Source organism: Brevundimonas sp. NPDC055812 (assembly GCF_053616535.1).
The window spans coordinates 287572-311777 of record NZ_JBSHDX010000002.1; the positions used below are offsets into that span (position 1 = coordinate 287572).

Consider the following 24206-nt stretch of genomic DNA (forward strand, 5'->3'; position numbering starts at 1 on the left):
GATGTGGAGCAGGGCGGCGTCTGGTGTAGAGGGTATACGGACCATGCCTTCCGACGCCTCGCCTGATTCCTTCCCACTGTCTTCGGTCCGCACCATAGCTCTGGTGGGGCTGATGGGCGTCGGGAAATCGACTGTGGGGCGCCGCCTGGCCGCGCGGCTGGGCTTGCCGTTCGCCGACGGCGATCAGGTGATCGAGGAAGCGGCGGGCATGACCGTCAACGAAATCTTCGCCACGCGCGGCGAGGCGGAGTTCCGTGCGGGCGAGGCGCGGGTCATGAAACGCCTGCTGGAAGGGCCGCCGATCGTGCTGGCGACTGGGGGCGGGGCTGTGCTGAACGCCGACACCCGCGCCCTGATGAAGCAGCACGCCGTCAGCGTCTGGATGCGAGCCGATCTGAAAGTGATCGCCGAGCGGGTGGGGCGGCGCGATACCCGGCCGCTGCTGCGCAATCGCGATCCTCTGACGGCCCTGAACGACTTGGCCAAGGCGCGCTATCCCATCTACGGCGAGGCCGATCTGACCGTCGATGTGGGCGGCGGATCGCACGCTCAGGCTGTCGAGGCCATCCTGAAACAGTTGCGCCGGTTCGGACGGCAGGAGACCCAGTCATGACCACGACGATCCCGGTCGCGGGCGGCGCCTTCGCTCCCTATGAGGTGGTCGTCGGGCGCGGCCTGCTGAAGACGGCGGGGGCGGAGGTCGCGGCGCTGAAGCCGACGCGCGCCTTTATCGTCAGCGACGAGACGGTGGCGGCGATTCACGGCGAGACGGTGCGCGCCTCTCTGGCGGCGGCGGGCCTGGCGACGGGGATCGTCACCGTTCCTGCGGGTGAAGCGTCCAAGTCGTTCGAACAGCTTGAGGCCGTTCTGGACCGGCTGCTGGCCGAGGGGCTGGACCGCAAGAGCATGGTCGTCGCCCTGGGCGGCGGCGTGGTGGGCGACCTGGCGGGTCTGGCGGCGGCCCTGTTCATGCGCGGCGTCGACTTCGTGCAGATTCCGACCACTTTGCTGGCCCAGGTGGATTCCTCGGTCGGCGGCAAGACGGCGATCGACACCCCGCGCGGCAAGAACCTGATCGGCGCTTTCCACCAACCGCGCCGGGTGCTGGCGGACATCGAAGCTCTGGCCACCCTGCCGGTGCGGCAGGTGCGTTCGGGCTGGGCCGAGGTGCTGAAACACGGGCTGATCTGCGACGCGGCCTTCTTCGACTGGCTAGGCGGCGAGGGTGCTTCGGGATCTCAGGGCGACCCGGATGCGCTGGAACGGGCCGTGATCCGCTCGGTCGAAATCAAGGCCCAGATCGTCGGCGAGGATGAGAAGGAGGCGGGCCGTCGCGCCTTGTTGAACCTGGGCCACACCTTCGGCCACGCGCTGGAGGCTGAACTGGCGTTCGACGAGACCCTGACCCACGGCGAGGCGGTGGCGCTGGGCTGCGCCATGGCCTTCCGCTATTCGGCGCGCCAGGGGCTATGTCCGGCGGCCGAGGTCGAGCGGGCTGAAGCGGGTATTCGCGCGGCGGGCCTGCCGACGCGATTGTCGGACGTGGAGCACGGCTTCGCCGCTGACGCCCTGATTGGCCGCATGGCGGGGGACAAGAAGGCCGAGGGCGGGCGCCTGACCCTGATCCTGGCGCGGGCGGTGGGCGACGCCTTCACCGACAAGAACGTCGACGCGGAGGCGGCGCGCGCCTTCCTGATCGAAGAAGGCGCGGCGTGAAGCTGTCGCCGATCGTCCTGGAAGACGCCTTCGTGCGGCTGGAGCCGTTCAGCGAAGCGCTGAAGGAAGAGGTGAGGGCGGCGCTGGACTGTGACGCGGACGCCTGGAACGGCATGGTCGCCGCCGCCTATGGCGCGCATTTCGACGGCTGGTGGGGCGCAGCTCTGAGGGCGATGACGGCGGGTTCGCGCATCGCCTATGCGGTCAGACGGCGCAGCGACGGGGCGGTCGTCGGCACGACCAGCCTCTATGAGATCAGGCCCGAGCATCGGCGCTGCGAGGTCGGTTCGACCTTCTATCGGCCCGAGGCGCGGGGCGGGTCGATCAATCCGGCGTGCAAGCGGTTGTTGCTGGACTACGCCTTCTCGAACGGGGCGATCCGGGTCGAGATCATCACCGACGCCCTGAACGCGGCCAGCCAGGCCGCTATCCGCAAGCTGGGCGCGACCTTTGAAGGCGTGCTGCGCAAGCATAAGATCACCTGGACGGGCCGGGCGCGGGATACGGCTCAGTTCGCCATACTGGACGAAGATTGGCTCGAGGTACGGCGACGACTGGACGAACGGCTGGGGAGTCTCGCCTAGTCCACCGCCCGGCACTCGGTCGGTTCGCGGTCGGCGGCGGTCCAGGTGGCCATGACGCCCTTGCCGCGCAGTTCATAGCCCGAGGCGCGATACCAGATGCCGTCGGCGGCGCGCTCCTGGTACAGGTCGACCGCCTCGCCGCTGGAGTTGCGCACAGTCGCCATCTGGCGCGGATTGTCGAAGTCGACCGACAGACGTTCGGAATTGTTGCACAGGTAGACGGCGTGGACGACGCGGTTCAGGGCTCGATCCTGAAGTTCGGCGCCGGTGCGTCGGCGCGCGGTTTGGGCCTCGACAGCGCGCTCGCGCACCTCTTCGCCATCTGTAGGGGCCTTGCGCCGTTCAGGGCCGCAGCCGGACAATAGAACCAGGGCGGCGATGGCGGGCCAGAGGATACGGGTCGGCAAGGGAGGCCCCTCTCAAGGTCAAGCTTGAAGGCTCAACGCCCTGCGTCGCCCGTCGTTCCTGTGCGGGATTTCCTGCGTGAGCGGAAGAAGCCGCGCAGCATGTCGGCCGCCGGATCGGCCAGGACGCCGCCCTCGACCTGTGGTCGCCAGTGGCAGGTCGGCTGGTCGAAGAAACGCCCGCCGCTGATGACGGCGCCGCCCTTGGGATCATCAGCCCCCCAGACCACGCGGCCGATGCGAGCGTGGCTGATGGCGCCCGCGCACATGGCGCACGGCTCCAGCGTGACATAGAGGGTCAGGTCGGTAAGGCGATAATTCTGCAACTTCGCCGCTGCATCGCGCAGGGCGATGATCTCGGCATGGGCGGTTGGATCATGGGCCGTAATGGGGCCGTTTTGCCCACGCCCAAGGACTTCGCCGGTCCTTTCATCGACAATTACCGCGCCGACCGGCACCTCGCCGGCTTCAGCCGCCGCTTGCGCCAGATCGAGCGCCATGCTCATGAACCGCTCATCATGGATCGCCATCCCAAAGACAACGACAAGAAGCCCCGCTCCCGTCAAGACGACGACGCGCGCGGTCCCCGCAATTTCGCAGACAAGGGCCCGCGAAAGCCCTTTGACAAGGACGGCAAGCCGGGCGGGAAGCCCCGCGACCGGGCCGAGGGTCGATCGGGCGGCAAGCCTGGGCCTGAAGCCAAGGCGCCCGAACGCACCGAACGAATCGCCAAGGCCATGGCCCGCGCGGGCATCGCCTCGCGTCGCGAGGTCGAGCGGCTGATCGGTCTGGGCAAGGTGGCGGTGAACGGCCGCATCCTGGACACGCCCGCCGTGCTGGTGAAACGCGACGACAAGATCACCGTCGACGGCAAGCCGATCGGGGCCGCACAGGCGACGCGCGTCTGGCGCTATCACAAGCCTGCGGGCCTGATCACCAGCCACAACGACCCGGCGGGCCGCCCGACCGTGTTCGACGCCCTGCCCAGCGGCCTGCCGCGCGTGATCTCGGTCGGCCGTCTGGATCTGGCGACCGAGGGCCTGCTGCTGCTGACCAACGACGGCGAACTCAGCCGGGCGCTGGAACTGCCGGACACGGCACTGGTGCGCCAGTATCGCGCCCGGGCGCGCGGCCGCATCACCCAGGCGCAGCTGGACAAGCTGAAGGACGGCGTCGTCGTCGACGGCGTGCGCTACGGCCCCGTGGAAGCCACCATCGACAAGGCCAAGGAAAAGGCCGAGGGCGAGAAATCCTCGGCGAACCTGTGGCTCAGCGTCCAGATCACCGAGGGCAAGAACCGCGAGGTTCGCAAGGTGCTGGAGAGCGTCGGCTTGACGGTCAACCGCCTGATCCGCCTGGCCTATGGTCCGTTCCAGCTCGGCACCCTGCCGGTCGGCGCGGTCGAGGAAGTCGGCCCGCGCGTAATCCGCGAGATGCTGGCCGATCATATCCGCCCCGAGAACCTGCCGACCGGCAACACGGTCGAGACGCCCGCGCCCGTTCCCGGCCGCCGCACCGGCACGCCGATCGTGCGCGGCAAGTCCGGCTCGGCGATGTCAGACCCGTCGCGCAAGCCCAGCCGTGTCCGCGCCGCCGAAACGGCTGCGGAAGAAGGCGCCGAGTTCGGCAAGCCCGCCCGCAAGGAGGGCTGGGCCAAGGCCAAGCCCAAATTCGAGCATTCCAAGACCTTCAAACCGCGCGCTCGTCCGGGCGAGGGTGAAGGCGCTGGGAACGATGACCGTCCGCGCCGCCCGTTCAAGCCGCGCGAGCCGCGCGCGGACCAGTTCATCGACGACCGTCGCGGCCCGGCCAAGGGCGGTCGTCCGAGCGGGAAGCCTGGCAATAAGCCTTTCGGCCGCCCGAGCGGCGCCGGCGGGCGTTCCGATGCGCGTCCCAATGATCGCTTTGGCGAGCGCTCGGGCGACCGGCCCGGCGGTCCGCGCGGCGGCAAACCGTTTGGGGGCAAACCCTTCGGGGGCAAGCCTTCGGGCGGCGGCGGTCGCGGCGGCCCGCGCGGGCGCGGTTGATCCATGCGCATCGTAGCGGGCAGTCTGAAGGGCCGCGCCATCGTCACGCCCGAAGGGCAGAACACGCGGCCGACCTCGGATCGGGCGCGTCAGGCGATCTTCAACGTGCTGGAGCACGCCCCCTGGGCTGATGGTCTGCATGAGGCGCGGGTGATCGACCTGTACGCCGGCTCTGGCGCGCTGGGGTTCGAAGCCCTGTCGCGCGGGGCGGCCTTCTGCCTGTTCGTGGACACGGACGACGGCGCGCGCGGCGCGATCCGCGAGAACATGGACGCCTATGGCCTGTTCGGCCGGTGCCGGGTGCATCGGCGCAGCGCGACCGATCTAGGGCCGCGTCCCGGCTCGGCGGGGGAAGCCTTCACACTGGCCTTTCTGGACCCGCCCTACGCCAAAGGTCTGGGCGAGCAGACGCTGGCGCGGTTGCTGGAGGGCGGCTGGCTGGCGCCGGGCGCTGTCGTGGTGTTCGAGCGCGGCTCGGACGAGCCCGAGATCGACACGCCCGGCTATGAGCGGTTGGACGCGCGCGACTATGGCGCCGCGCGCGTCCTGTTCCTCAGGGCGTCAGAAGCCTCGGCCTGAGGTCCGGTTGTCGGCCCGGCTGCGCAGGCGGCCGAGGCCCTCGCGGTTGACGACATAAGGGCCGCCGTTGCGGGACTTGATGACGCCCTTGCGCTTCAGGCTGCGCCATTGATCCAGATTGCAGCCGTCCAGCACCCAGCCTTCGCGAGTGAAGCAGCGGGCGGCCAGGATGCGGCCCTGTTCGTCGCGTTCCAGCAGGATGCGACCGCCCTGGGCGAGGGCGTGGAGCGTGCGTTGCTCTGCACGTGACAGGTTCATGGGATTGAGATTTCCAAGGCATGAGAAGACACGCGCCCGGCGCAAGGCGGCGCGGGGCGGGTTCAGAAGGCCTGGGACGATCAGCGTCCGGGCCTATGCCGTGGCTACAATCTCAAACATGGTTCGATCCCGTTGGGGGAAGAGGCGGGTTTCTAGCGCAGGACGAGGCGAACGGCTAGGTTTGTTGGCATGACCCTACACCGCCGCACCTTCCTCGCCGTCGGCGCCGCCGTCGCCGCAGCGCCCGTCGTATCCCGCGCCGAGACAGGCTGGACGCCCCGCGCCTCCATGCCCTGGCCGACGCAGGAGATCTATTGCGCCGCCCAGGACGGTTCGATCACGGTCGCGGGCGGCCTAGTGCGGTCGGCGGCGGGCGGGCTGCACATCAATGACCGGACGGCGATCTATGACGTGAAGGCGGATCGCTGGAGCGAAGGACCGCGACTGCCGCAACCGCGCCATCACCCGATGCTGGCGTCGGCGGCCGGGCGAATCTGGGCCTTCGGCGGCTACGACCGGCGCGACGGCGGCGAATGGACGGCTATGACGGACATCTGGGCCATCGACCGGGGGGGCTGGGCCCAGGTCGGCCAGATGCCGCAGCGTTTGTGCGAAACGGTTGGCCTGTCCGTGGGTGATCGGGTGCATTTGGTCACCGGCCGCTCGCCTAAGGGCGAGGCGAACGGTCAGTGGAACGATCAGGCCGATGTGGCGACCCATCTGGTCTTCGACCCCGCCGCCAATCGCTGGGAAACGGCGCGTCCGACGCCGATGGCTCGCAACAGTGCAGCCGGGGCGGTGCTCGACGGCAAGCTGTTCGTGGCGGGCGGCCGCACGGTGGACGGCGGCGGAACAGGGCGGCTGGACCGCTATGATCCCGCCCGCGACCGCTGGGACACGCTGGCGCCGATTCCGGCCTCGCCCGCCACGGGACGGCAGGTCGGCGGCGGCCTGGCCATGGCCGAGGCGGGCGGCAGGCTGATCGCTTTCGGCGGCGAATGGTTCGAGGGTCGCGGGGGCGGGGTCTTCGCCGAGACCTGGATCTATGACCCGGCGCGCGACGCCTGGACGGCCGGCCCGGCCATGCGAACGCCGCGCCATGGCCTGGCGGCGGCCAGCGTGGACGGCGTGATCTACGCCATCGGCGGCGGAGAGGCGGCGTCGGGCGGCAAGGCCAGCGGCCTGGTCGAGACGCTCAGCCTCTAAGACGCTGGAGCTCGGCGGCCAGGGCGCGGGCGCCGGCCGTGACGTCGGCCCAGGTGACGTCGAAGCCGTCGTCCTCGCCGAAATAGGGGTCGGCCACGGCCTGACCGGCGCGGCCCTCGACGTGGTCCAGCAGCAGGCTCAGTTCCGCCGTGGCGTCGGGCGGGGCGAGGCGGCGCAGGTTCGCCAGATTGTCGTGATCCATCGCCACCAGATGGGTGAAGCGACGGAAGTCGGCGGGCTTCACCTGGCGACCGCGCAGGGCCGAGATATCGACGCCGTTCTTCAGGGCGACCGCCTGGGCGCGCGGGTCGGGCGGAGCGCCGACGTGCCAGCCGCCGGTTCCTGCGGAATCCGCGATGGCGTCCAGTTTCAGGCGATGCGCCTCTTCGCGGAAGGCCGCCTCGGCTAGCGGCGAGCGACAGATGTTGCCGAGACAGACGAAGAGGACGGAAGGAGCCATGCCCTCAAGTAGCGAAGCGGTAGGGCGACGAAAAGATCAGCGCCGCCCGAACAGCTTCTCGAGGTCGTGCAGCTTTAGCTCCACATAGGTCGGTCGACCGTGGTTGCATTGACCGGAGTGGGGCGTGGCCTCCATCTGGCGCAGCAGGGCGTTCATCTCGGGCGCCGACAGGACTCGGCCCGAACGCACCGAGCCGTGGCAGGCCATGGTGCCGCAGACCTCGGCCATCCGTTCCTTGAGCGACAGGGCGGCGCCGTGTTCGGACAGGTCGTCGGCGATGTCGCGGATCAGGCCCTGAACGTCCGTGTCGCCCAGCAGGGCGGGCGTCTCGCGCACCAGCACGGCGCCCGCGCCGAACGCCTCGACGATCAGTCCCATTTCGGCCAATTCCTCGGCCTTGGCGGCGACGCGCTCGGCCTCGGCGGGGTCCAGTTCGACCACCTCGGGCGTCAGCAAGGCCTGACGGGTGACGGCGCCGTCGGCCATCTGGGCCTTCATCCGCTCATAGACCAGCCGTTCGTGGGCGGCGTGCTGATCGACGATGACGAGGCCGTCGCGGGTCTGGGCCACGATGTAGTTGGCGTGAAGCTGCGCCCGCGCGGCGCCCAGCGGATAGTCGATCAGGTCGACCGGGGTCGGGGCGCCCGGCGTGATCTGTCCGGCGTGGTCGGCCTGAATCTCGCCCAGCGTACGGAAGCTGGGAGCGCTGGCTTCACCACTCCATGTATGCTCGACGCGCCCGGAGCGTTCGTTCAGGCCCGGCAGGTTCTGGGCGGCGGCGGTCGGTTGCGACCAGCCCTGCCAGCCGCTCCAGCCCGGCGCGGCGTTGCTGAACGATTGCGGCGCAGCAGGGTTGTAGAGCGCGTCGCCGGTGTGGGGGCGGAACCCTGACAGGGCGTCAGCGGCGACTGTGGTCGAGGCGCGGTGTCCCGCTGCGTGCAGGGCGTGGCGCAGGGCGCCGACGATCAGGCCCCGCACCAGCGCCGGATCGCGAAAACGCACCTCCGCCTTGGCCGGGTGGACGTTCACGTCGACATACAGCGGGTCGATGTCGATGAAGAGAGCCGCCGCCGGATGCCGGTCGCGCGCCAGGAAGTCGGCGTAGGCGCCGCGCAGCGCGCCCTGCAGCAAGCGGTCGCGCACCGGGCGGCCGTTGACGAACAGGAACTGGTGCGCCGCATTGCCGCGCGAATAGGTCGGCAGGCCCGCATAGCCCGACAGGCGCACGCCGTCGCGCTCCTGATCGATCAGCAGTGCGTTGGCCTCGAAATCGCGGCCCAGCAGGGCGCCGAGGCGTTTCAGCCGCCCTTCGTCGCCGGGATGTTCGGCGGGCAGGCGCAGGGTCGTCTTGCCGTCCAGCGTCAGGGTGAAGGCGACGGCCTCGTGCGCCATGGCCTGGCGCTTGATCTCTTCGGAGATGGCCATGGCCTCGGCCCGCTCGGACTTCATGAACTTCAGCCGGGCAGGGGTGGCGTAGAACAGGTCGCGCACCTCGACCCGCGCCCCGTGCGGGCCGGGGAAGGCGGCGGGCGACAGGGGCCGCTGGGCGCCGCCCTCGACGGAAACGGCCCAGGCGTCGTTCTGCGACTCGCCCGCCTCCGCCCTGGCGCGGGTGGTGATGTTCAGCCGGGCGACCGAGCCGATGGAGGGCAGGGCCTCGCCCCGGAAGCCCAGGGTGAAGATGCGCAGCAGGTCCACGTCGCCTGCGTCGTCCGGCTCCAGCTTCGAGGTGGCGTGGCGTTCGATGGCGACGGGCAGTTCGTCGCGCGGGATGCCCTTGCCGTCGTCGGCGATCAGGATGCGGGTTAGGCCGCCGCCGTCCGCCTGAATCTCGATGCTGCGGGCGTCGGCGTCGATGGCGTTCTCGACCAGTTCCTTGATGGCGCTGGCCGGGCGTTCGACCACTTCGCCGGCGGCGATGCGGTTGACGGTTTCGGGGGGGAGGCGGCGGATGGTCATGTGAGTCGCGAGGATAGGCGCCGTCGCCGCCCGGCGCACCTCAATCCTTTTTTCGTGAGGCTCGAGGCGAAATTCGTGATCGAGGGCTTGAAGCGCGTGAATGGCAACATATACTGTTGCAGTCCGACGGCGAGGCCGGACGGACAATCGACCTGTTTCCGGACTGTCTGTCCAGTTTTCGTTTCACCCGTCTGACCGAGGTTTCCCTCCCATGAAGATCAAAGCCGCCCTGATCGCTGTTTCGGCCGCCGCCCTGCTGGCCGCCTGCAGCCAGCCCGCCGACACCGCCGGCGCCCCGACGACCGACGCCGCCTCGACCGCTCCGGTCGCGCTGAAGGCGACCTCGGGCGTCTATGTGATGGACCCGACCCACGCCTCGCTGCAGTGGTCGCTGCCGCACCTCGGCATCTCGAACTACACGGCGCGCTTCAACAAGTTCGACGCCAAGATCACGCTCGACACCGCCAACCTGGCCAACAGCACGGTTGAGGCGACCATCGACCCGGCCTCGGTCGACACCAACTATCCCGCCGATTATGTCGCAGCCTTCCCGACCAGCGGGTTCAAGAGCTTCAGCGAGGACATCGCCAAGAACAAGGCCTTCCTGAACGCCACGGCCTTCCCGCAGATCACCTTCAAGTCGACCAAGGTCGAGCTGACCGGCGCGCGCACCGCCAAGGTGACGGGCGACCTGACCTTCCTGGGCGTCACCAAGCCGGTGACTCTGGATGCGACCTTCAACGGCGATTTGGAACAACACCCCTTCGTGCCGGCGCCGGCCATCGGCTTCGCGGCTGAAGGCAAGATCAAGCGGACCGATTTCGGCATGCCGCTGGGCCCGGTCGGCGATGAGGTGACGATCCGCTTCGACGCCGAGTTCATCAAGGAAGTCGCCCCGGCCGCTCCGGCCGCCTGATCGGCGAACCACGACGAAGGGGCGGGGCCGTCGGTCCCGCCTTCTTCATGTTCAGACTGACGCGAGAGCTCTCATGACCCGCCGCCCCAGCCGCTACAGCGCCGTCGCCATCGCCCTGCACTGGCTGATTGCGGTCGCCATCCTGTCGATGATCCCGATGGGCTGGTGGATGAGCGACGCCATCGTCGAGCCGGACAGCCAGGCGCTGGCCTATCGCGTCTTCCAGATTCACAAGTCGATCGGCTTCCTGATCCTGGCGCTGACGGTGCTGCGGATCGTGTGGCGGCTGACGCACCCGGTTCCGGCCCTGCCGGGCGCCATGAAGGGGTGGGAGCAGTTCGCCGCGCGGGCGACGCACGCCGCCTTCTACGCCCTGATGCTAGCCCTGCCGCTGACGGGGTGGATCTATGTCTCGACCGGCTGGGCCGTGGTCACGGACACGCCGCTGGCCGTGGCGACCAGTTGGTTCGGCCTGTTCACCATTCCGCACCTGCCCTTCATCGAGCACGCCTCCGAAGCCGCCCGTCGCACGACGGCCTGGATGGCCATGGGCGCGCACAGCAAGCTGGCCTGGGGCGCGATCGTGCTGGTCGCCCTGCACGTCGGGGCGGCGTTGAAGCACCAGTTCTTTGACCGTGACGGCGTGCTGTCGCACATGATCCCCGTCCTGCCGCATGGCGATGACGCGCATGGCGTCGCGCCCGAGCCGACCCCGGCCCTGCGCTGGGCCGAGCGGCTGGCGGGGGTGGCCTTCGTGGTCGTGATCGGCGTCGCCTTCGGTCTGGCCGCCAAGCCTGCGCCCAAGACGGAAGGGCAGGCGGTCGCCTCGGCCCCTGCCGTCGCGCCTGCGGCTGACGCGACGGTGACGCCGGGCACGGCCGCCGCCTGGACCGTGGACAAGGCCGCCTCGACGATCCAGTTCACCGGAACCCACACCGGCAAGGCCTTCACCGGCCGGTTCGAGCAGTGGGACGCGCAAGTCTGGTTCGACCCGGCCGATCTGGCGGGCTCGAAAGCCGTGGTGACGGTTCAGACCGGCACGGCCAGGACCGGCGACGCCACGCAGGAAGGCAGCCTGCCGGGCGCCGAATGGTTCGACACGTCGACCTATCCGACCGCCCGCTTCGAGGCGACGGCGTTCAAGGCGCTGGGCGGCAACCGCTATGAGGCGACCGGAACCCTGCGCATCAAGACGACGACGGTCCCGGTCGTCCTGCCCTTCACCTTCGACGAGGCGAACGGGACGGCCACGGTCGCGGGCAAGCTGGAACTGGATCGCACGGCGCTGAACATGGGCATGGCGTCGGACGCGGGCGGCGACTGGGTGTCCAAGGCAATCGGCGTCGAGATCAAGGTCAAGGCGGCGCGTCAGGGTTAAGAAATCGGGCGCGGGGTTTGCCCGACTCCGCGCGGGGCGCTACAGCCTTCGGCTCTCCTTTCCTGAGCGCCGAAAGAGCGACGCCATGCACGATATCCGAGCCATTCGCGACAATCCCGAAGCCTTCGTTGCGGGCTGGTCGTCGCGCGGCGTGGATGACGCCGCCGATGTCGTCGCGCGCATTCTAGCGCTGGACGTGGACCTGCGCGCCGCCCAGACGCGCGGCCAGGACGCCCTGGCCAAGCGCAACGCCGCCTCCAAGGCCATCGGCGCCGCCATGGGCAAGAAGGACATGGCCGAGGCCGACCGCCTGAAGGCCGAGGTCGAGGCGTTGAAATCTGAGATCAACCAAGCTGGCCTTTCCGAGGCGGTTGCTAGCGACCAGTTGCGCGACCTGCTTGCAGGATTGAAGAATCTGGCCGCCGCCGACGTGCCGGACGGCGAGGACGAAAACGATAACGTCGAAGTTCTGAAGTGGGGCGAACCTCGCACCACGGGCCCGGCCAAGGATCACGCTGACCTCGGCGAGGCGCTGGGTCTTCTTGACTTTGAAGCCGCCACCAGGATGTCCGGCTCGCGCTTCGCCGTGTTGAAGGGCCAACTGGCGCGTCTGGAGCGCGCCATCGGTCAGTTCATGTTGGATCTGCAGACTGACAAGCACGGGTATCAGGAAGTGAATCCGCCGTTCCTCGTCAAGGATGAGGCGATGTTCGGCACCGGGCAGTTGCCGAAGTTTTCCGATGACCAGTTCCTGGCGCTTCCGGGAATCGGAGAACTCAACAGGTACGCGGTGGACTTCGCTCAGACAGTTGCAGACAGCTTGGCCAATATCGGCGATCCGAAGTTCCTGCACCCTGACACTCGCCAGGAAGCCATTGAACAATCGCTTACAGTTCATGATCCAGATCGAACAAACTTAGCCTTTGAGCAACGCCGTAGCGGACACTGGCTGATCCCTACCGCCGAAGTCTCCCTGACCAACCTCGTGCGCGAGCAGATCCTGTCTGAGGACGAGGTCGTCCAGCCCATGCGCTTGACCGCCCTGACGCCGTGCTTCCGGGCCGAAGCCGGGTCGGCTGGACGCGATACGCGCGGTCTGATCCGTCAGCACCAGTTCTCCAAGGTCGAGATGGTCTCCATCTGCCGCCCGGAGGATTCCGAAGCCGAGCACGAACGCATGACCGGCTGCGCCGAGGCTGTGCTGCAGGCGCTGGAGCTGCCCTATCGCAAGGTGCTGCTGTGCAAGGGCGACATGGGCTTCTCGGCGCAGAAGACCTATGATCTCGAGGTCTGGCTGCCTTCGCAGAACACCTATCGCGAGATCAGCTCGTGCTCGAACTGCGGCGACTTCCAGGCCCGGCGCATGGACGCCCGGTTCAAGCGCGCGGGCGAGAAGAAGACCGAGTTCCTGCACACCCTGAACGGCTCGGGTCTGGCGGTCGGCCGCACCCTGGTTGCAGTGATGGAAAACTATCAGCAGGAGGACGGGACCATCGCGGTTCCGGCCGCTCTGCAGCCCTATATGGGCGGGTTGAAACAGGTGGGCTGATCCTTCTCCCCTTGCGGGAGAAGGTGGGCCGCGCAGCGGCTCGGATGAGGGGTTGCTCAGGCAGAAGATGCGAGTGGCGAGTGCAGACGACATGATTACCGACCGGGGCGCGACCCCTCATCCGTCTGGCTTCGCCAGCCACCTTCTCCCACAAGGGGAGAAGGAAGCCTGATGCGTATCCTTCTGACCAACGACGACGGCATCGAGGCCGAGGGCCTGGCCTGCCTTGAGAAGATCGCCCGCGCCCTGTCGGACGACGTCTGGGTCGTGGCGCCTCAGACCGAGCAGTCGGCCAAGGGGCGGGGCATCACCCTGACCGAACCGCTGCGCGTCAATCAGCTGGGCGACAAGCGGTTCGCCGTGACCGGCACCCCGACCGACTGCGTCATCCTGGCCGTCAACGACATCATGCCCGAGAAGCCCGATCTGGTGCTGTCGGGCGTCAATCGCGGCCACAACGTGGGCGAGGACGTCAGCTATTCCGGCACGGTGGCGGGCGCCCTTCAGGGCATGGCCTTCGGCATCCGCTCCATCGCCTTGTCGCAGTCGCTGGAGCGTTTCCACGACGAAGCGGTCGCCCACTGGGAAACGGCCGAGGCCTTCGGTCCCGGCATCGTCGCCCGCCTTCTGGAGCAGAAATGGGGGGAGGGCGTGGTCATGAACGTCAACTTCCCGCGCCTGCCGCCCGAACTGGTCAAGACGGTTGAGGTGACGCGTCAGGGCTTCCGCGACATCGGCGAGATGCACGCCATCCGCCGCACCGACCTGCGCGGCCGCGACTACTACTGGATGGCCTTCCGCGGCGCGCCGCAGGAGCACGCCGACGGCACCGACCTGCGCGCCATGGACGAGGGCCGCATCTCGGTCACGCCGCTGCACATCGACCTGACGCACATGCAGTCGGTCAATGATCTGAAGAAGGTGCTGGGCGGGGCGCCGCCCAAGGGGCCGCAGGAAAAATGAGTCTCAAGGACGACCGCGCGGGCCGATTGATCCTGTCGCTGCGGCGTCAGGGGGTGACGGACGCGCGGGTTCTGAAGGCGATGGAGTCCATCGACCGCGCCGTCTTCGTCCATGAGAAATTCCTCGACCAGGCGTGGGAAGATCAGGCCCTGCCGATCGACTGCGCCCAGACGATCAGCCAGCCTTTCATCGTCGGCCTGATGACCCAGGCGCTGGACGTCCAGCCGCGCCACCGCGTGCTCGAGATCGGCACCGGCAGCGGCTATCAGTGCGCGGTGCTGAGCCGGATGGCGCGCTTCGTTTATTCGGTCGAGCGTTACAAGAGCCTCTTAACCGAGGCCGAGAACCGGTTGAAAATCCTGGGGATTGACAATGTCTTCACCCGCCACGGCGACGGCGGGCAGGGCTGGCCGGAGCAGGCGCCGTTCGACCGCATCATGGTCACGGCCGCTTCACCGCATGAGCCGACGGAGCTGCTGAAACAGCTCAAGCCAGGCGGCGTCCTGGTCGCGCCGGTCGGCCGCACCTCGGTGCAGATGTTGAACCGCTACACCGGCCAGCCTGACGGCAGCTTCCAGCGCGAAAGCCTGTGCGAGGTCCGCTTCGTTCCCCTGGTCGAAGGGACGGCTAAAGAGGGGTGAGGGGCGAAATCTCACCGCTCCATTAACCTTTCCGCCCCACTTTTGCGCGGGTTGCCGGGTTGGCTTCGGCGGCGGACCGGGGCAAACCGGCTTCGAGATGCTGAACAAGGTTAATACGGAGAGACGCATGAGCGGCTTCACAGGCTGGATCAGGGCGGCGGCGGTCGTCGGCGGGGCGCTGGCGGTCACGGCGTGTTCGACCTATCCGAGCGAGCCGCGCTATTCGACCCGGCCGATGGGGGCGGGCGGCTATCCGCAGCCGGGGCAGGGCCAACAGCAGGGGCAGCAGCCCGGCGCCTATCCGAACAATCCCTACTATCAGGGCCCGGCGACACAGCCGCAGCAGCCCGCCCAGCCGCCCGTGCAGGAAGGGCCTCGCGCTCCGGCCGGCGACATCCAGGGCGGCGGCCTGCCGCCGGCGGGCGGTCCGGCCTACCCCTCGACCGGCGCGCCGATCACGGTGACCCCGCCGCCTGCCGCCGGCAATCCGGCCATGCCTGGCGCGACCTATGTGATTCAGCCGGGCGACACCATTTCGGGCGTGGGACGACGGTTCCGCACCCCGGTCCAGATTCTGATCGACCTGAACGGACTGGGGCCGCGAGGCGCCATCAGCTCCGGTCAGCGGGTCATCCTGCCGGATAGCGCAGTGGACGGCGGCGCCGATCCCTACGCCACGGGGCCGTCGCCGGTGGGCGTGCGGACGCCGAACAACGGGGTGGCCCCGCCGCCTCCGCCGCCGCCCAGCGGCAACACGCCCTTGCCGCCGCCGACCCGTGCGCCGGCTGCGGATACGTCTGCCGCGCCGCTGGCCGAGATTGGGCGCCCGCTGGCTCTCCAATGGCCTGTGCGAGGCGACATCCTGCGTCGTTTCGGCCCCGTGGGCATGGGCGAGCGCAACAACGGCGTCAACATCGGCGCTTCGGCCGGAACCGAGGTCAAGGCTTCGGCCGACGGCACGGTGGCCTATGTCGGGGACGACATCGTGGGGCAGGGGCTGACGGTCCTGGTGGTTCACCGCGACGGATGGCGCACGGTCTACGGCCATCTGGGCTCGGCCACCGTGCGCGACGGAGCCCAGGTGCGCGCGGGTCAGGTTATCGGTACGGTGGGTCTGACCGCCGGAGACGGCCGCCCGTCGATCCATTATGAAGTGCGTCAGATGCGCGGCGACGATCCGGTCGCTCTGGATCCGCTGACGGTCCTGCCGCGCTGATCCGGTGAAGCGGCGTGTCCGGGCGGCGACGCCCGGATGCTCTTGTCCCGGACTTGTCATCGCGTCGCGTTGCAAATCGGCCCGGCGCGCCCTAGGTTCCGCGCCTTGTTTTTCGAAGGGCCCCCGATGAAGGCGCGGCCCGCCTCGGGGAGTTTTTCATGACTGCAACCCAAGACGGCGGCCTGATGGCCCTTGTCATTCAGATCGCGCCGATCGTCGCGATCTTCATCCTGTTCTACTTCCTGATGATCCGTCCGCAGCAGAAGCGGATGAAGGCGCACCAGGCCCTGATCGCCGGCGTCAAGCGCGGCGACGAAGTCGTCCTGTCGAACGGCATGGTCGGCAAGGTCACCCGCGTCGAGGACGCCGAGGCCATGGTCGAGATCTCGCAGGGCGTGAACGTCCGCGTGGTCAAGGCGATGATCGCCGAGGTGCGTAACCGCACCGCCATCGCCGCCAACGACAAGGGCTGATAGCCTCGCCTCGGCGCGGCGCGCGCCGGCCCTGAAGAGAACCGAGACATGATTCAGCTTTCACGCTGGAAAATCACCCTGGTCGCGCTGTCGCTCGTCCTCGGGTTGTTCCTGGCCTACCCGAGCGTGCTGTCGCCGGCGCAGCGCGAGGCTCTGCCGAGCTGGCTGCCGAGCAACGGCCTGAACCTGGGCCTGGACCTGCAGGGGGGCTCCTACCTCCTGCTTGAGGTCGACGTGCCGGAAATGCGTGAGAAGCGCATTTCGAACCTGATGGAAGACGTCCGGGTTTCCCTGCGGGAAGACCAGGTCAACATCACGGGCATGCAGCGCGAGGCAGGCGGCGTCGTCGTGACGGTCGCCGAAGGCGCGGCCTATGACACGGCCTTCAACACCCTGCGCACCATGGCCCAGCAGGGCGTCGGCCCGACCGGCCAGCCGGACCGGGTGGCGACCAAGCTGGGTGGCGGCCGTATCCGCTACGCCTTCACCGACGCGGCTCTGGCCAGCATGGGCGCAACCGCCGTCGATCAGTCGATCGAGGTGGTCCGCCGCCGTCTGGACAGCTCGGGCACCAAGGAAATCGCCATCACCCGTCAGGGCGCCGACCGGATCGTCATCCAGGCGCCGGGGCAGAGCGATCCGGCCGAACTGGAGCGTCTGGTGGGCCGTACGGCTCAGCTGACCTTCCAGATGGTCGACACCTCGCCGACCGGCCTGAACGACGCCCTGGCCGGCCGCGTGCCGCCGGACGCCGAACTGCTGGTCGATGATCTGGGCACGCCCTACCTGGTCAAGAAGCGTATCCTAGTCTCGGGCGAAAACCTGACCCGCGCCAGCGTCGGCGCCGATCAGAACAACCGCCCGGCCATCGACTTCCAGTTCGACGGCCAGGGCTCGCGTCGCTTCGGCGAGGCGACGGCCCAGAACATCGGCAAGCCATTCGCCATCATCCTGGACGGCAAGGTCATTTCGGCGCCGACCATTCAGTCGCCGATTACCGGCGGCCGTGGTCAGATCACCGGCAGCTTCACCATCGCTTCGGCGTCCGAACTGGTGAACCTGCTGAACGGCGGCGCCCTGCCGGCGCCGCTGAAGGTCGAGGAACGCCGCGTCGTCACCGCCGAGCTGGGCGCCGACGCCGTGGCCGCAGGCGCCCTGTCGACCGCCCTGGGTTTCGTGGTCATCGTGGTCTTCATGATCCTGGCCTATGGCTTCCTGTTCGGGGGCATTTCAGTGATCGGCCTGGTGCTGAACGGCATCCTGATCGTCGCGGCCATGTCGCTGACCCAGGCTACGCTGACCCTGCCGGGCATCGCCGGTCTGATCCTGACCTTCGCCGTGGCCGTCGACGCCAACGTGCTGATCTATGAGCGGATGCGCGACGAGGCGCGTCAGGGGCGTTCCGTGGTGGCGTCGATGGACGCGGGCTTCAACCGCGCCATGGGCACCATCATCGACGCCAACCTGACCACCCTGGTGGCGGCCATCATCATGTTCATGTTCGGCGCCGGCCCCGTGCGCGGCTTCGCCTGGACCCTGACCATCGGCGTCTTCACCTCCGTCTTCTCTTCGGTGCTGACGGCCCAAGTCCTGCTCGGCTACTGGCTCAAGATCGCCAAGCCGAAGAAACTGCCGATCGCGGAGTGATGTCGATGAACGGTTGGCCTATTATCAAACTGCTGCCGCACAAGACGAACTTCCACTTCGTCAAATACGCCAAGGGTTTCGCCGTTCTGTCGGCGATCCTGACGGTGGCGGCGATCATCGGCTGCTTCTATCCCGGCCTGAACCTGGGCATCGACTTCCGGGGTGGCGCCTCGATGGAAGTCGCCAAGCCCGCCGGTCAGGTGCTGGAGCTGGACAAGCTGCGCGGCGCGGTCAGCGGGCTGGATCTGGGCGACGTCCAGGTTCAGGGCATCGCCCGACGCGACACCAATCTGGATGACGGCTCGACCGCCATCGTGCGCTTCCAGGTGCCGGAGAATGAGGATCAGACCGCTGTCGTCCAGAAGGTCGAAGGCGCCATCAGCCAGGCTGTGGGCGAAGTCGGCTATTCCGGCGTCAGCGTCGTGGGCTCCAAGGTCTCGGGCGAACTGCTGACCAACGGCGTCCTGGCCCTGGTCGTGGCTGTGGTGCTGATGTTCCTCTACATCGCCTTCCGCTTCCCCTGGCAGTTCGGCATCGGCGCCGTGGCGGGCCTGCTGCATGACGTGGCGCTGACCTTCGGTCTCATCGTCGCCCTGCGCATGGAGTTCAGCCTCAATCTTGTCGCGGCCCTGCTGACGGTCATCGGCTATTCGATGAACGACACCGTCGTCGTGTTCGACCGCCTGCGTGAGAACCTTCGCAAGTACAAGGTCATGCCTCTGCGCGAGGTGATCGACCTGTCGATCAACGAGACCCTGTCGCGGACCATCATCACCGGCCTGACTACCGTGATCGTGCTGATCGTCCTGGCCGTCTTCGGCGGCGAGGCCCTGCGCGGTTTCTCGATCACCCTGGCCTTCGGCGTCGTGATCGGCACCTTCTCGTCCATCTATGTGGGCGCGCCGATCATTCTTCTGTGGGGCGTGGACCGTAGCGGCGGCGGCAAGGCCGACGCTACGCCGGTCAAGCTGGGCATGGCCAGCCGTCCGTAAGGACGACGTCCGTCTCCAAATCGCGGCCCGCCCTCCGAAAGGACGGCGGGCCGTTTGCTTTCCGGGCTTGATGCGATCGCCTCAATGGTCGAAGGGCCTGTCGCCATGACTGTTGATCTTGATGCTCAGGTTCGCGCCGCCGATCTAGACCGCTGGCTGGCCAGCCGTTTCGTGGCGGACGAAGCGGCGCGGGCGGATCTGATCGCCCTCTACGCCTTCGAGGCGGAGCTGGTGGCCATTCCCACGCGGGTCACGCAGCCCCTGCTGGCCGAGATGCGATACACTTGGTGGGCCGAACAGATGGATGGGGTGTTCAGCGACGCGCCGCGCGTCGGCCACCCGATTCTGGAGGCGCTGACCGCCGCCGTGACGCGGCATGGTCTGTCGCGCGAGCCTTTCGACGCCCTGATCCAGGCGCATATCGGCCGGGTGCATGGCGAGGCGCACGACCTGGACGCCTTCTATGTCGGGCCGATGCAGGTCGCGGCGCGCATCCTGGCGGGGGAAGGGCATGATGCGGCGGTCGCCGGGGCGGGCCGTGTGCGCGGCCTGGCTCAGACGGGGCGGACCGACGAAGCGACGGCGGTGCGTCGGACGGCGAACGCCGCCCTCAAGCGCTTGCCGACGGCCGCCTTTCCGGCCGTGGCGCCTGCGGCGCTGACCCGGGCTGACGAGGCGGAGCCGTTCAAACGGCTGCGGCTGTTCTGGTCCGTTCTGCGCGGGCGTCTTTAGAGCGCGTTCAACGGCAGCTTGATGAACCGCTTGCCCGAGGCCTCGGCTGGAGGCAGAGCGCCGGCGCGGATGTTCACCTGAAGCGCGGGAAGGATAAGCTGCGGCGCCTTCAGCGTGGCGTCGCGCGCCTCGCGCAGGGCCACGAAAGCGGCTTCGGAGCGGCCGCCGCCGATATGAATGTTGTCCGCCTTCTGGGCGGCGACAGTCGTTTCCCAGCGGAACTCCGTGCGGCCTTCGGGCAGATAGTCGTGTCCGACGAAGACGCGCGTGTCCTCCGGCAGCGCCAGGACCCGCTGAATCGAGCGGTAAAGGACGCCGGCGTCGCCGCCGGGGAAATCGCAGCGCGCCGTGCCGAAGTCAGGCATGAAGAGGGTGTCGCCGACGAAGACTGCATCGCCGATCCGATAGCTGACGCAGGCCGGGGTATGGCCGGGGGTGTGCAGCACCTCGACGGGGATAGCGCCCAGCATGAAGCGCGCGCCGTCGGCGTAGACTTCGTCGAACACCACGGCGTCGGGCGTCACGTCGGCGGCGTCGAACAGATCGCCAAACGTCTTCTGGACGCGTGTGATCTTCTCACCGATGCCGATGGGGACGCCGGTGCGGGTGCGGATTTCATCTGCGCCGGTCAAGTGGTCGGCATGGGCGTGCGTCTCGAGCACACGCTCAAGCTTCAGGTCATGCGCGGCCAGGGCCTCCAGCACTCGGTCGATGGAGCCGGTCGATGTCCGCGCGGCAGCCGGGTCATAGTCCAGCACCGGATCGATGATGGCCGCCGCCCCGGTCGCGGGGTCCGAGACCAGATAGGTCACGGTGTGGGTGACGGGATCGAAGAAGCCGAGGACATCAGGCTGGAGCGGATGATGGGTCATGATGGGTCTCCGTTTCGTCTCTAAATATTAGGTATTGCTAATTTAGCAAGATCGAATATATGGACTGCATGATCGATCTCGAAGCCATGGGACTGGAACGCTTTCAAGCCAGCGCGGGCGACGCCGCCCGGTTGCTGAAGGCGCTGTCCAATGAAAACCGTCTGATGATCCTGTGCCAGATCGGCGAGGGCGAGCGTCAGGTGTCCGACTTTAAGGTGGGCCTGTCGCAGTCGGCGCTGTCCCAGCATCTGGCGCGCCTGCGCGAGGACGGTCTGGTCAGCGCGCGCAGGAGCGGCACGGCCGTCTTCTATCGCATCGCCGATCCGGCCGCCCTGAAGGTGATCGGGATCCTGGCGGAGATCTTCTGTCCGCCTGAGGCGCTTTGAGCGCCGCTTCCCTGGAAGGAATTTTCAATGAACCCGCTGATCTCTCTTTCGCCCGCCGATGTCGCCGCCCGCCTCAAGGCGGGCCAGGCCGTGCTGATCGACGTGCGCGAGCCGGACGAGCATGCGCGCGAGCATATTGCGGGCGCCGTGACCGCGCCCCTGTCCGTGTTCGAAGGCGCCGAGCTGAGCCTCAAGCCCGGAAAGGATGCGATCTTCATGTGCCGGAGCGGCAATCGCACGGCCGGAAACTGCGACCGGTTGGCCGCGCGCATCGACGGTCCGGCGCACGTTCTCGAAGGCGGGCTGGACGCCTGGAAGAAGGCGGGGCTGCCTGTACGCGCCGACCGCAAGCAGCCGCTGGAGCTGATGCGTCAGGTGCAGATGGCGGCAGGGGGGCTGATCCTGCTCGGCGGGGCGCTGGGCGTCATGGTCCATCCTGGATTCTGGGGGATCAGCGCCTTTGTCGGCGCCGGTCTGTTCGTGGCGGGGGCGACCGGCTTCTGCGGCATGGCGCGGTTGCTGGCGGTCATGCCCTGGAACCGAAACATGAAGAGGGCCTGAGATCATGGGCCTGACTCCGTTGCTTCTGGCGGGAATGAGCGGGGGCGTGGTCGCCCTGCTGCTGACCGTGTTCGGCGGCGGCGGATCGGTTCTGGCCGTGCCGCTTCTGCTCTATGTCGTCGGGGTGCGTGATCCCCATGTGGCGATCGGGGTTTCGGCGGCGGGAGTGTCGCTGAACGCTCTGACGGCGTTGGCGGGCCGGGCGCGGGCCGGTCGGGTTCGCTGGCCCTGCGCGACGGTGTTCGCCGTCACGGGCGCGGCTGCGGCCTGGGTCGGCTCATCCGTGGCCAAGGCTATCGACGGCCGCCATCTGCTGCTGGCCTTCGCCGTGGCCATGGCGATGGTGGGCTTGGCGATGCTGTCCTCCAGGAAGGGCGACGGCGATCCCGGCGTGCGCCTGAATCGCGACATGGCGCCGCGTGTCGCGGCGTCGGGCGCGGGCGTCGGCGTGGCGGCTGGCTTCTTCGGGATCGGCGGCGGCTTTCTCATCGTGCCGGGGTTGATGTGGGCCACGGGGATGACCCTGGCGGCGGCGCAGGCGACCTCGTTGTTGAGCGTGGCGGCGTTCGGAGCCAGCACGGCCGTCAACTACAGCCTGTCGGGGCTGGTTGACTGGACCCTGGTCGGGGCCATGACGGTCGGCGGCGCGGCGGGCACAGTGGCGGGACTGCCGCTGGCGAGCCGATTGGGAGCCGACGCCGCCTTGGGCCGGCGCCTGTTCGCCGGGCTGATCCTGGTCGTTGCGGCCTATGTGGCTGTGAAGGCGATCATGGGGAGCTGACGCTCAACGCTCCAGCCCGGCGATCAGCCGGGCGAGCAGAGCCCCCAGCGCAGCCTGCTCCTCGCGCGACAGGTCGGCCAGCATGGCCTGGCTCTCAGCCATGTGCAGCGGCATCAGGCCGTCGATCAGGTCGAACCCCTTGGGCGTCAGCCTGACCAGTGAGGCGCGGCGGTCGCTGGGGTGGGGCGTGCGCTCGATCAGGCCGGATTTCTGCAGCCGATCCAGCCGGGCCGTCATGCCGCCGGACGACATCATCGTCGCCTCATAGAGGGCCGTGGGCGTCAGGCCGTCGGGCGAGGGCGCGCGGCGCAGGGTGGCCAGAACGTCGAACTCGCCATGTTGCAGGCCGTAGCGGGCGTAAAGCGGCGCCTGCCGCTCGCGCGTCACCAGGATGGAGGCTTCATGCAGACGGCCCAGCGTCTCCATGGCCAGCAGGTCGAGGTCGGGACGCGCGACAGCCCACTGGGCGGCGGCGCGGGAAGCGCGATCGGTCATTGTCTTGACATCAAGATACTTGATAGCGAGACATTATCGCCTTTCGTCGTCGGAGTCACCTCGAATGGATCAGTCGAACGCCTCGCAACCGTCGCGCGGCGCGGGCCTGTTGTTAGTCGCCGCCATCTTCGCCCTGGCGCTGAACCTGCGCCCGGCGATGGCGGCGGTCGGGCCGCTGCTGGATCTGATCGAATCGGCGACCGGCATGGATTCGACCACGGCCAGCCTGCTGACCACCTTGCCGGTGGCGATGATCGGCGTCGGCGCCCTGTCGATCCGGCCGCTGCGGCGACGGCTGGGCGAGCGCAAGGGCATCCTGCTGGGCGCGGTTCTGATCGGCCTGTCCTGTCTGGCGCGAGCGATCTTCGACGGGACGGCCGGTCTGATCGCCAGCGCCGTGGTGGTGGGTATCGGCGTCGCCCTGATTCAGGCCCTGGCGCCGGTCGTGATCAAGCGGGCCTTCCCCACACGCTTCGGCACGGTGATGGGCGTCTATACGACCGGAATCATGGGCGGGGCGGCCGTGGCGGCGGCGACGGCCGCCGGGTGGGCCGAGGCGGTCGGCTGGGCCGGAGCGCTGGCCCTATGGACGGTTCCCGCCTTCCTGGCGGCTGTCGTCTGGATGATCGCCGCACGTGATCCTGCGGCCGAGGAGCCGAACCGCGCCGCCGTCGCCGAAGGAACCCACCCCGAGCTTCCGTTCTGGAGGCAGCCCAGAGCCTGGGCGCTGGTCCCGATTCTGGGGTTGGGCACCTCGGCCTATACGCTCGTGCTGGCCTGGCTGCCGCCTTACTACGTCGACATGGGGCAGGCGCGGACGACGGCGGGCTTCCTGCTCAGCGGCATGACGGGCGCCGAGGTGTTGGCGGGCGTGCTGGTGTCCCTGTTCATCGCCCGGTTTCCCGACCGGCGCGGGCCGATGCTGGCGGCCGTGGCCCTGGCGCTGATCGGTCTGGCGGGACTGGTGCTGGCGCCGGTCAGTCTGGCGATTCCGGTCATGCTGTTGCTGGGTCTGGGGATCGGCGCGGTGTTTCCGCTGACCCTGATCCTGGCCATGGACCAGATCGACGATCCGGTGCGCTCAGGCGACCTGCTCGCCTTCGTTCAGGGCGGCGGCTACATCATCGCCAGCCTGTCGCCGCTGGCGGCCGGGCTGCTGCGCGACCGCCTGTCGGACCTGAGTCAGGCCTGGACGCTGATGGGGCTGGGCCTCGTCGCCATGGCGGCGATGACCCTGGCCTTCAAACCCGGCGGCGCGAAGCTTCAATAATCCGCCCCTCACCGTCACCCTCGGGCTTGTCCCGAGGGCCTATGGTGGATTTCAGTCGCGGTAGGAGCCGCTTTGAGGCTGCGGCTATCATTCCACTCCATTGGGACAGGCTCGACGATGGGCCCTCGGGACAAGCCCGAG

General features: G+C 68.4%; 27 protein-coding genes. 20 read left to right on the forward strand and 7 right to left on the reverse strand.

From position 1 onward, the window contains the following. Positions 1 to 43 precede the first annotated feature (43 nt). Genes ACWGL1_RS04385 through ACWGL1_RS04395 form a run of 3 tightly spaced genes read left to right on the forward strand, consistent with a single transcriptional unit; the run spans position 44 to position 2300 of the window. Complete coding sequence (locus ACWGL1_RS04385) at positions 44 to 613, forward strand: shikimate kinase (protein WP_346487653.1); 570 nt, start codon at positions 44 to 46, stop codon at positions 611 to 613. Further along, positions 610 to 1716 (forward strand): 3-dehydroquinate synthase, encoded by a 1107-nt coding sequence (aroB, locus tag ACWGL1_RS04390; RefSeq protein WP_452111290.1) that lies wholly within the window; start codon positions 610 to 612, stop codon positions 1714 to 1716. Before ACWGL1_RS04385 ends, aroB begins: the two co-directional genes overlap by 4 nt. Then, positions 1713 to 2300, forward strand: a complete 588-nt coding sequence (locus ACWGL1_RS04395) for a GNAT family N-acetyltransferase (RefSeq protein ID WP_452111291.1) — start codon at positions 1713 to 1715, stop codon at positions 2298 to 2300. The genes aroB and ACWGL1_RS04395 overlap by 4 nt, the downstream gene beginning before the upstream one ends. On the opposite strand, the gene ACWGL1_RS04400 is transcribed toward ACWGL1_RS04395, so the two are convergent. After that, positions 2297 to 2707 (reverse strand): MliC family protein, encoded by a 411-nt coding sequence (locus tag ACWGL1_RS04400; protein WP_452111292.1) that lies wholly within the window; start codon positions 2705 to 2707, stop codon positions 2297 to 2299. The genes ACWGL1_RS04395 and ACWGL1_RS04400 overlap by 4 nt on opposite strands. Before the next feature lie 32 nt (positions 2708 to 2739). Next, entirely contained in the window at positions 2740 to 3234 is a 495-nt protein-coding gene (gene tadA / locus ACWGL1_RS04405; protein ID WP_452111293.1) for a tRNA adenosine(34) deaminase TadA, read from the reverse strand. Here tadA and ACWGL1_RS04410 point away from each other — a divergent pair. Continuing rightward, a complete protein-coding gene (locus tag ACWGL1_RS04410) occupies positions 3223 to 4731 on the forward strand; it encodes a pseudouridine synthase (RefSeq protein WP_291782248.1) in 1509 nt (502 codons plus the stop codon). The genes tadA and ACWGL1_RS04410 overlap by 12 nt on opposite strands. A gap of 3 nt (positions 4732 to 4734) precedes the next feature. After that, entirely contained in the window at positions 4735 to 5310 is a 576-nt protein-coding gene (gene rsmD / locus ACWGL1_RS04415) for a 16S rRNA (guanine(966)-N(2))-methyltransferase RsmD (protein WP_312218331.1), read from the forward strand. On the opposite strand, the gene ACWGL1_RS04420 is transcribed toward rsmD, so the two are convergent. Further along, complete coding sequence (locus tag ACWGL1_RS04420) at positions 5293 to 5568, reverse strand: YjhX family toxin (RefSeq protein WP_291782242.1); 276 nt, start codon at positions 5566 to 5568, stop codon at positions 5293 to 5295. The two genes, rsmD and ACWGL1_RS04420, sit on opposite strands and share 18 nt — an antisense overlap. A 189-nt stretch (positions 5569 to 5757) precedes the next feature. Here ACWGL1_RS04420 and ACWGL1_RS04425 point away from each other — a divergent pair, with 189 nt between their 5' ends. Continuing rightward, positions 5758 to 6774, forward strand: coding sequence for a Kelch repeat-containing protein (locus ACWGL1_RS04425; protein ID WP_452111294.1), 1017 nt, complete (start codon positions 5758 to 5760; stop codon positions 6772 to 6774). Here the strand turns inward: ACWGL1_RS04425 and ACWGL1_RS04430 are convergent. Next, positions 6764 to 7234, reverse strand: coding sequence for a low molecular weight protein-tyrosine-phosphatase (locus ACWGL1_RS04430; RefSeq protein WP_452111295.1), 471 nt, complete (start codon positions 7232 to 7234; stop codon positions 6764 to 6766). The two genes, ACWGL1_RS04425 and ACWGL1_RS04430, sit on opposite strands and share 11 nt — an antisense overlap. A gap of 36 nt (positions 7235 to 7270) precedes the next feature. Next, on the reverse strand, positions 7271 to 9193 hold the full coding sequence (gene mutL, locus ACWGL1_RS04435; RefSeq protein ID WP_452111296.1) for a DNA mismatch repair endonuclease MutL: 1923 nt from the start codon (positions 9191 to 9193) through the stop codon (positions 7271 to 7273). Between the two features lie 211 nt (positions 9194 to 9404). On the opposite strand from mutL, the gene ACWGL1_RS04440 reads away from it, so the two are divergent. The 10 genes from ACWGL1_RS04440 to ACWGL1_RS04485 all read left to right on the forward strand — a co-directional run bounded on the left by ACWGL1_RS04440 (position 9405) and on the right by ACWGL1_RS04485 (position 19700). Further along, on the forward strand, positions 9405 to 10109 hold the full coding sequence (locus ACWGL1_RS04440) for a YceI family protein (RefSeq protein WP_346521952.1): 705 nt from the start codon (positions 9405 to 9407) through the stop codon (positions 10107 to 10109). A gap of 73 nt (positions 10110 to 10182) precedes the next feature. Beyond that, positions 10183 to 11487: a YceI family protein gene (locus tag ACWGL1_RS04445; protein WP_452111297.1), complete on the forward strand. Its 1305-nt coding sequence runs from the start codon at positions 10183 to 10185 to the stop codon at positions 11485 to 11487. A gap of 85 nt (positions 11488 to 11572) precedes the next feature. Then, entirely contained in the window at positions 11573 to 13036 is a 1464-nt protein-coding gene (gene serS, locus ACWGL1_RS04450; protein ID WP_452111298.1) for a serine--tRNA ligase, read from the forward strand. Positions 13037 to 13207: 171 nt separating this feature from the next. Then, a complete protein-coding gene (surE, locus tag ACWGL1_RS04455; RefSeq protein ID WP_291782223.1) occupies positions 13208 to 13999 on the forward strand; it encodes a 5'/3'-nucleotidase SurE in 792 nt (263 codons plus the stop codon). Beyond that, entirely contained in the window at positions 13996 to 14640 is a 645-nt protein-coding gene (locus ACWGL1_RS04460) for a protein-L-isoaspartate(D-aspartate) O-methyltransferase (RefSeq protein ID WP_128115360.1), read from the forward strand. The genes surE and ACWGL1_RS04460 overlap by 4 nt, the downstream gene beginning before the upstream one ends. Positions 14641 to 14767: 127 nt before the next feature. Further along, positions 14768 to 15856 carry a peptidoglycan DD-metalloendopeptidase family protein gene (locus ACWGL1_RS04465; protein WP_338575576.1) on the forward strand — a complete coding sequence of 363 codons (1089 nt, stop codon included), beginning with the start codon at positions 14768 to 14770 and terminating at the stop codon, positions 15854 to 15856. 158 nt (positions 15857 to 16014) lie between these two features. Continuing rightward, positions 16015 to 16329: a preprotein translocase subunit YajC gene (gene yajC / locus ACWGL1_RS04470; protein ID WP_003165259.1), complete on the forward strand. Its 315-nt coding sequence runs from the start codon at positions 16015 to 16017 to the stop codon at positions 16327 to 16329. Positions 16330 to 16377: 48 nt separating this feature from the next. After that, entirely contained in the window at positions 16378 to 17976 is a 1599-nt protein-coding gene (gene secD / locus ACWGL1_RS04475; protein WP_452111299.1) for a protein translocase subunit SecD, read from the forward strand. Beyond that, positions 17976 to 18968 (forward strand): protein translocase subunit SecF, encoded by a 993-nt coding sequence (gene secF, locus ACWGL1_RS04480; protein ID WP_291782212.1) that lies wholly within the window; start codon positions 17976 to 17978, stop codon positions 18966 to 18968. The genes secD and secF overlap by 1 nt, the downstream gene beginning before the upstream one ends. A 105-nt stretch (positions 18969 to 19073) precedes the next feature. Then, on the forward strand, positions 19074 to 19700 hold the full coding sequence (locus ACWGL1_RS04485) for a squalene/phytoene synthase family protein (RefSeq protein ID WP_452111300.1): 627 nt from the start codon (positions 19074 to 19076) through the stop codon (positions 19698 to 19700). Here ACWGL1_RS04485 and ACWGL1_RS04490 read toward each other — a convergent pair. Next, positions 19697 to 20572 (reverse strand): MBL fold metallo-hydrolase, encoded by an 876-nt coding sequence (locus ACWGL1_RS04490; protein ID WP_291782209.1) that lies wholly within the window; start codon positions 20570 to 20572, stop codon positions 19697 to 19699. The two genes, ACWGL1_RS04485 and ACWGL1_RS04490, sit on opposite strands and share 4 nt — an antisense overlap. A 68-nt stretch (positions 20573 to 20640) precedes the next feature. On the opposite strand from ACWGL1_RS04490, the gene ACWGL1_RS04495 reads away from it, so the two are divergent. From ACWGL1_RS04495 to ACWGL1_RS04505, 3 genes are read left to right on the forward strand one after another with little or no spacing between them, the layout of a single operon-like run. After that, positions 20641 to 20958 (forward strand): ArsR/SmtB family transcription factor, encoded by a 318-nt coding sequence (locus ACWGL1_RS04495; protein WP_452111301.1) that lies wholly within the window; start codon positions 20641 to 20643, stop codon positions 20956 to 20958. A gap of 27 nt (positions 20959 to 20985) precedes the next feature. Then, positions 20986 to 21519, forward strand: coding sequence for a rhodanese family protein (locus ACWGL1_RS04500; RefSeq protein ID WP_452111302.1), 534 nt, complete (start codon positions 20986 to 20988; stop codon positions 21517 to 21519). 4 nt (positions 21520 to 21523) lie between these two features. After that, the gene (locus tag ACWGL1_RS04505) at positions 21524 to 22300 is read left to right on the forward strand and encodes a sulfite exporter TauE/SafE family protein (protein WP_452111303.1); all 777 of its coding nucleotides are present in this window, start codon (positions 21524 to 21526) and stop codon (positions 22298 to 22300) included. A 3-nt stretch (positions 22301 to 22303) separates the two neighbouring features. On the opposite strand, the gene ACWGL1_RS04510 is transcribed toward ACWGL1_RS04505, so the two are convergent. Beyond that, positions 22304 to 22795 (reverse strand): MarR family winged helix-turn-helix transcriptional regulator, encoded by a 492-nt coding sequence (locus tag ACWGL1_RS04510; RefSeq protein WP_291782201.1) that lies wholly within the window; start codon positions 22793 to 22795, stop codon positions 22304 to 22306. A gap of 64 nt (positions 22796 to 22859) precedes the next feature. Between ACWGL1_RS04510 and ACWGL1_RS04515 the strand changes: the two genes are divergently transcribed. After that, positions 22860 to 24065, forward strand: a complete 1206-nt coding sequence (locus ACWGL1_RS04515; protein ID WP_452111304.1) for an MFS transporter — start codon at positions 22860 to 22862, stop codon at positions 24063 to 24065. The last annotated feature ends 141 nt before the right edge of the window (positions 24066 to 24206 follow it).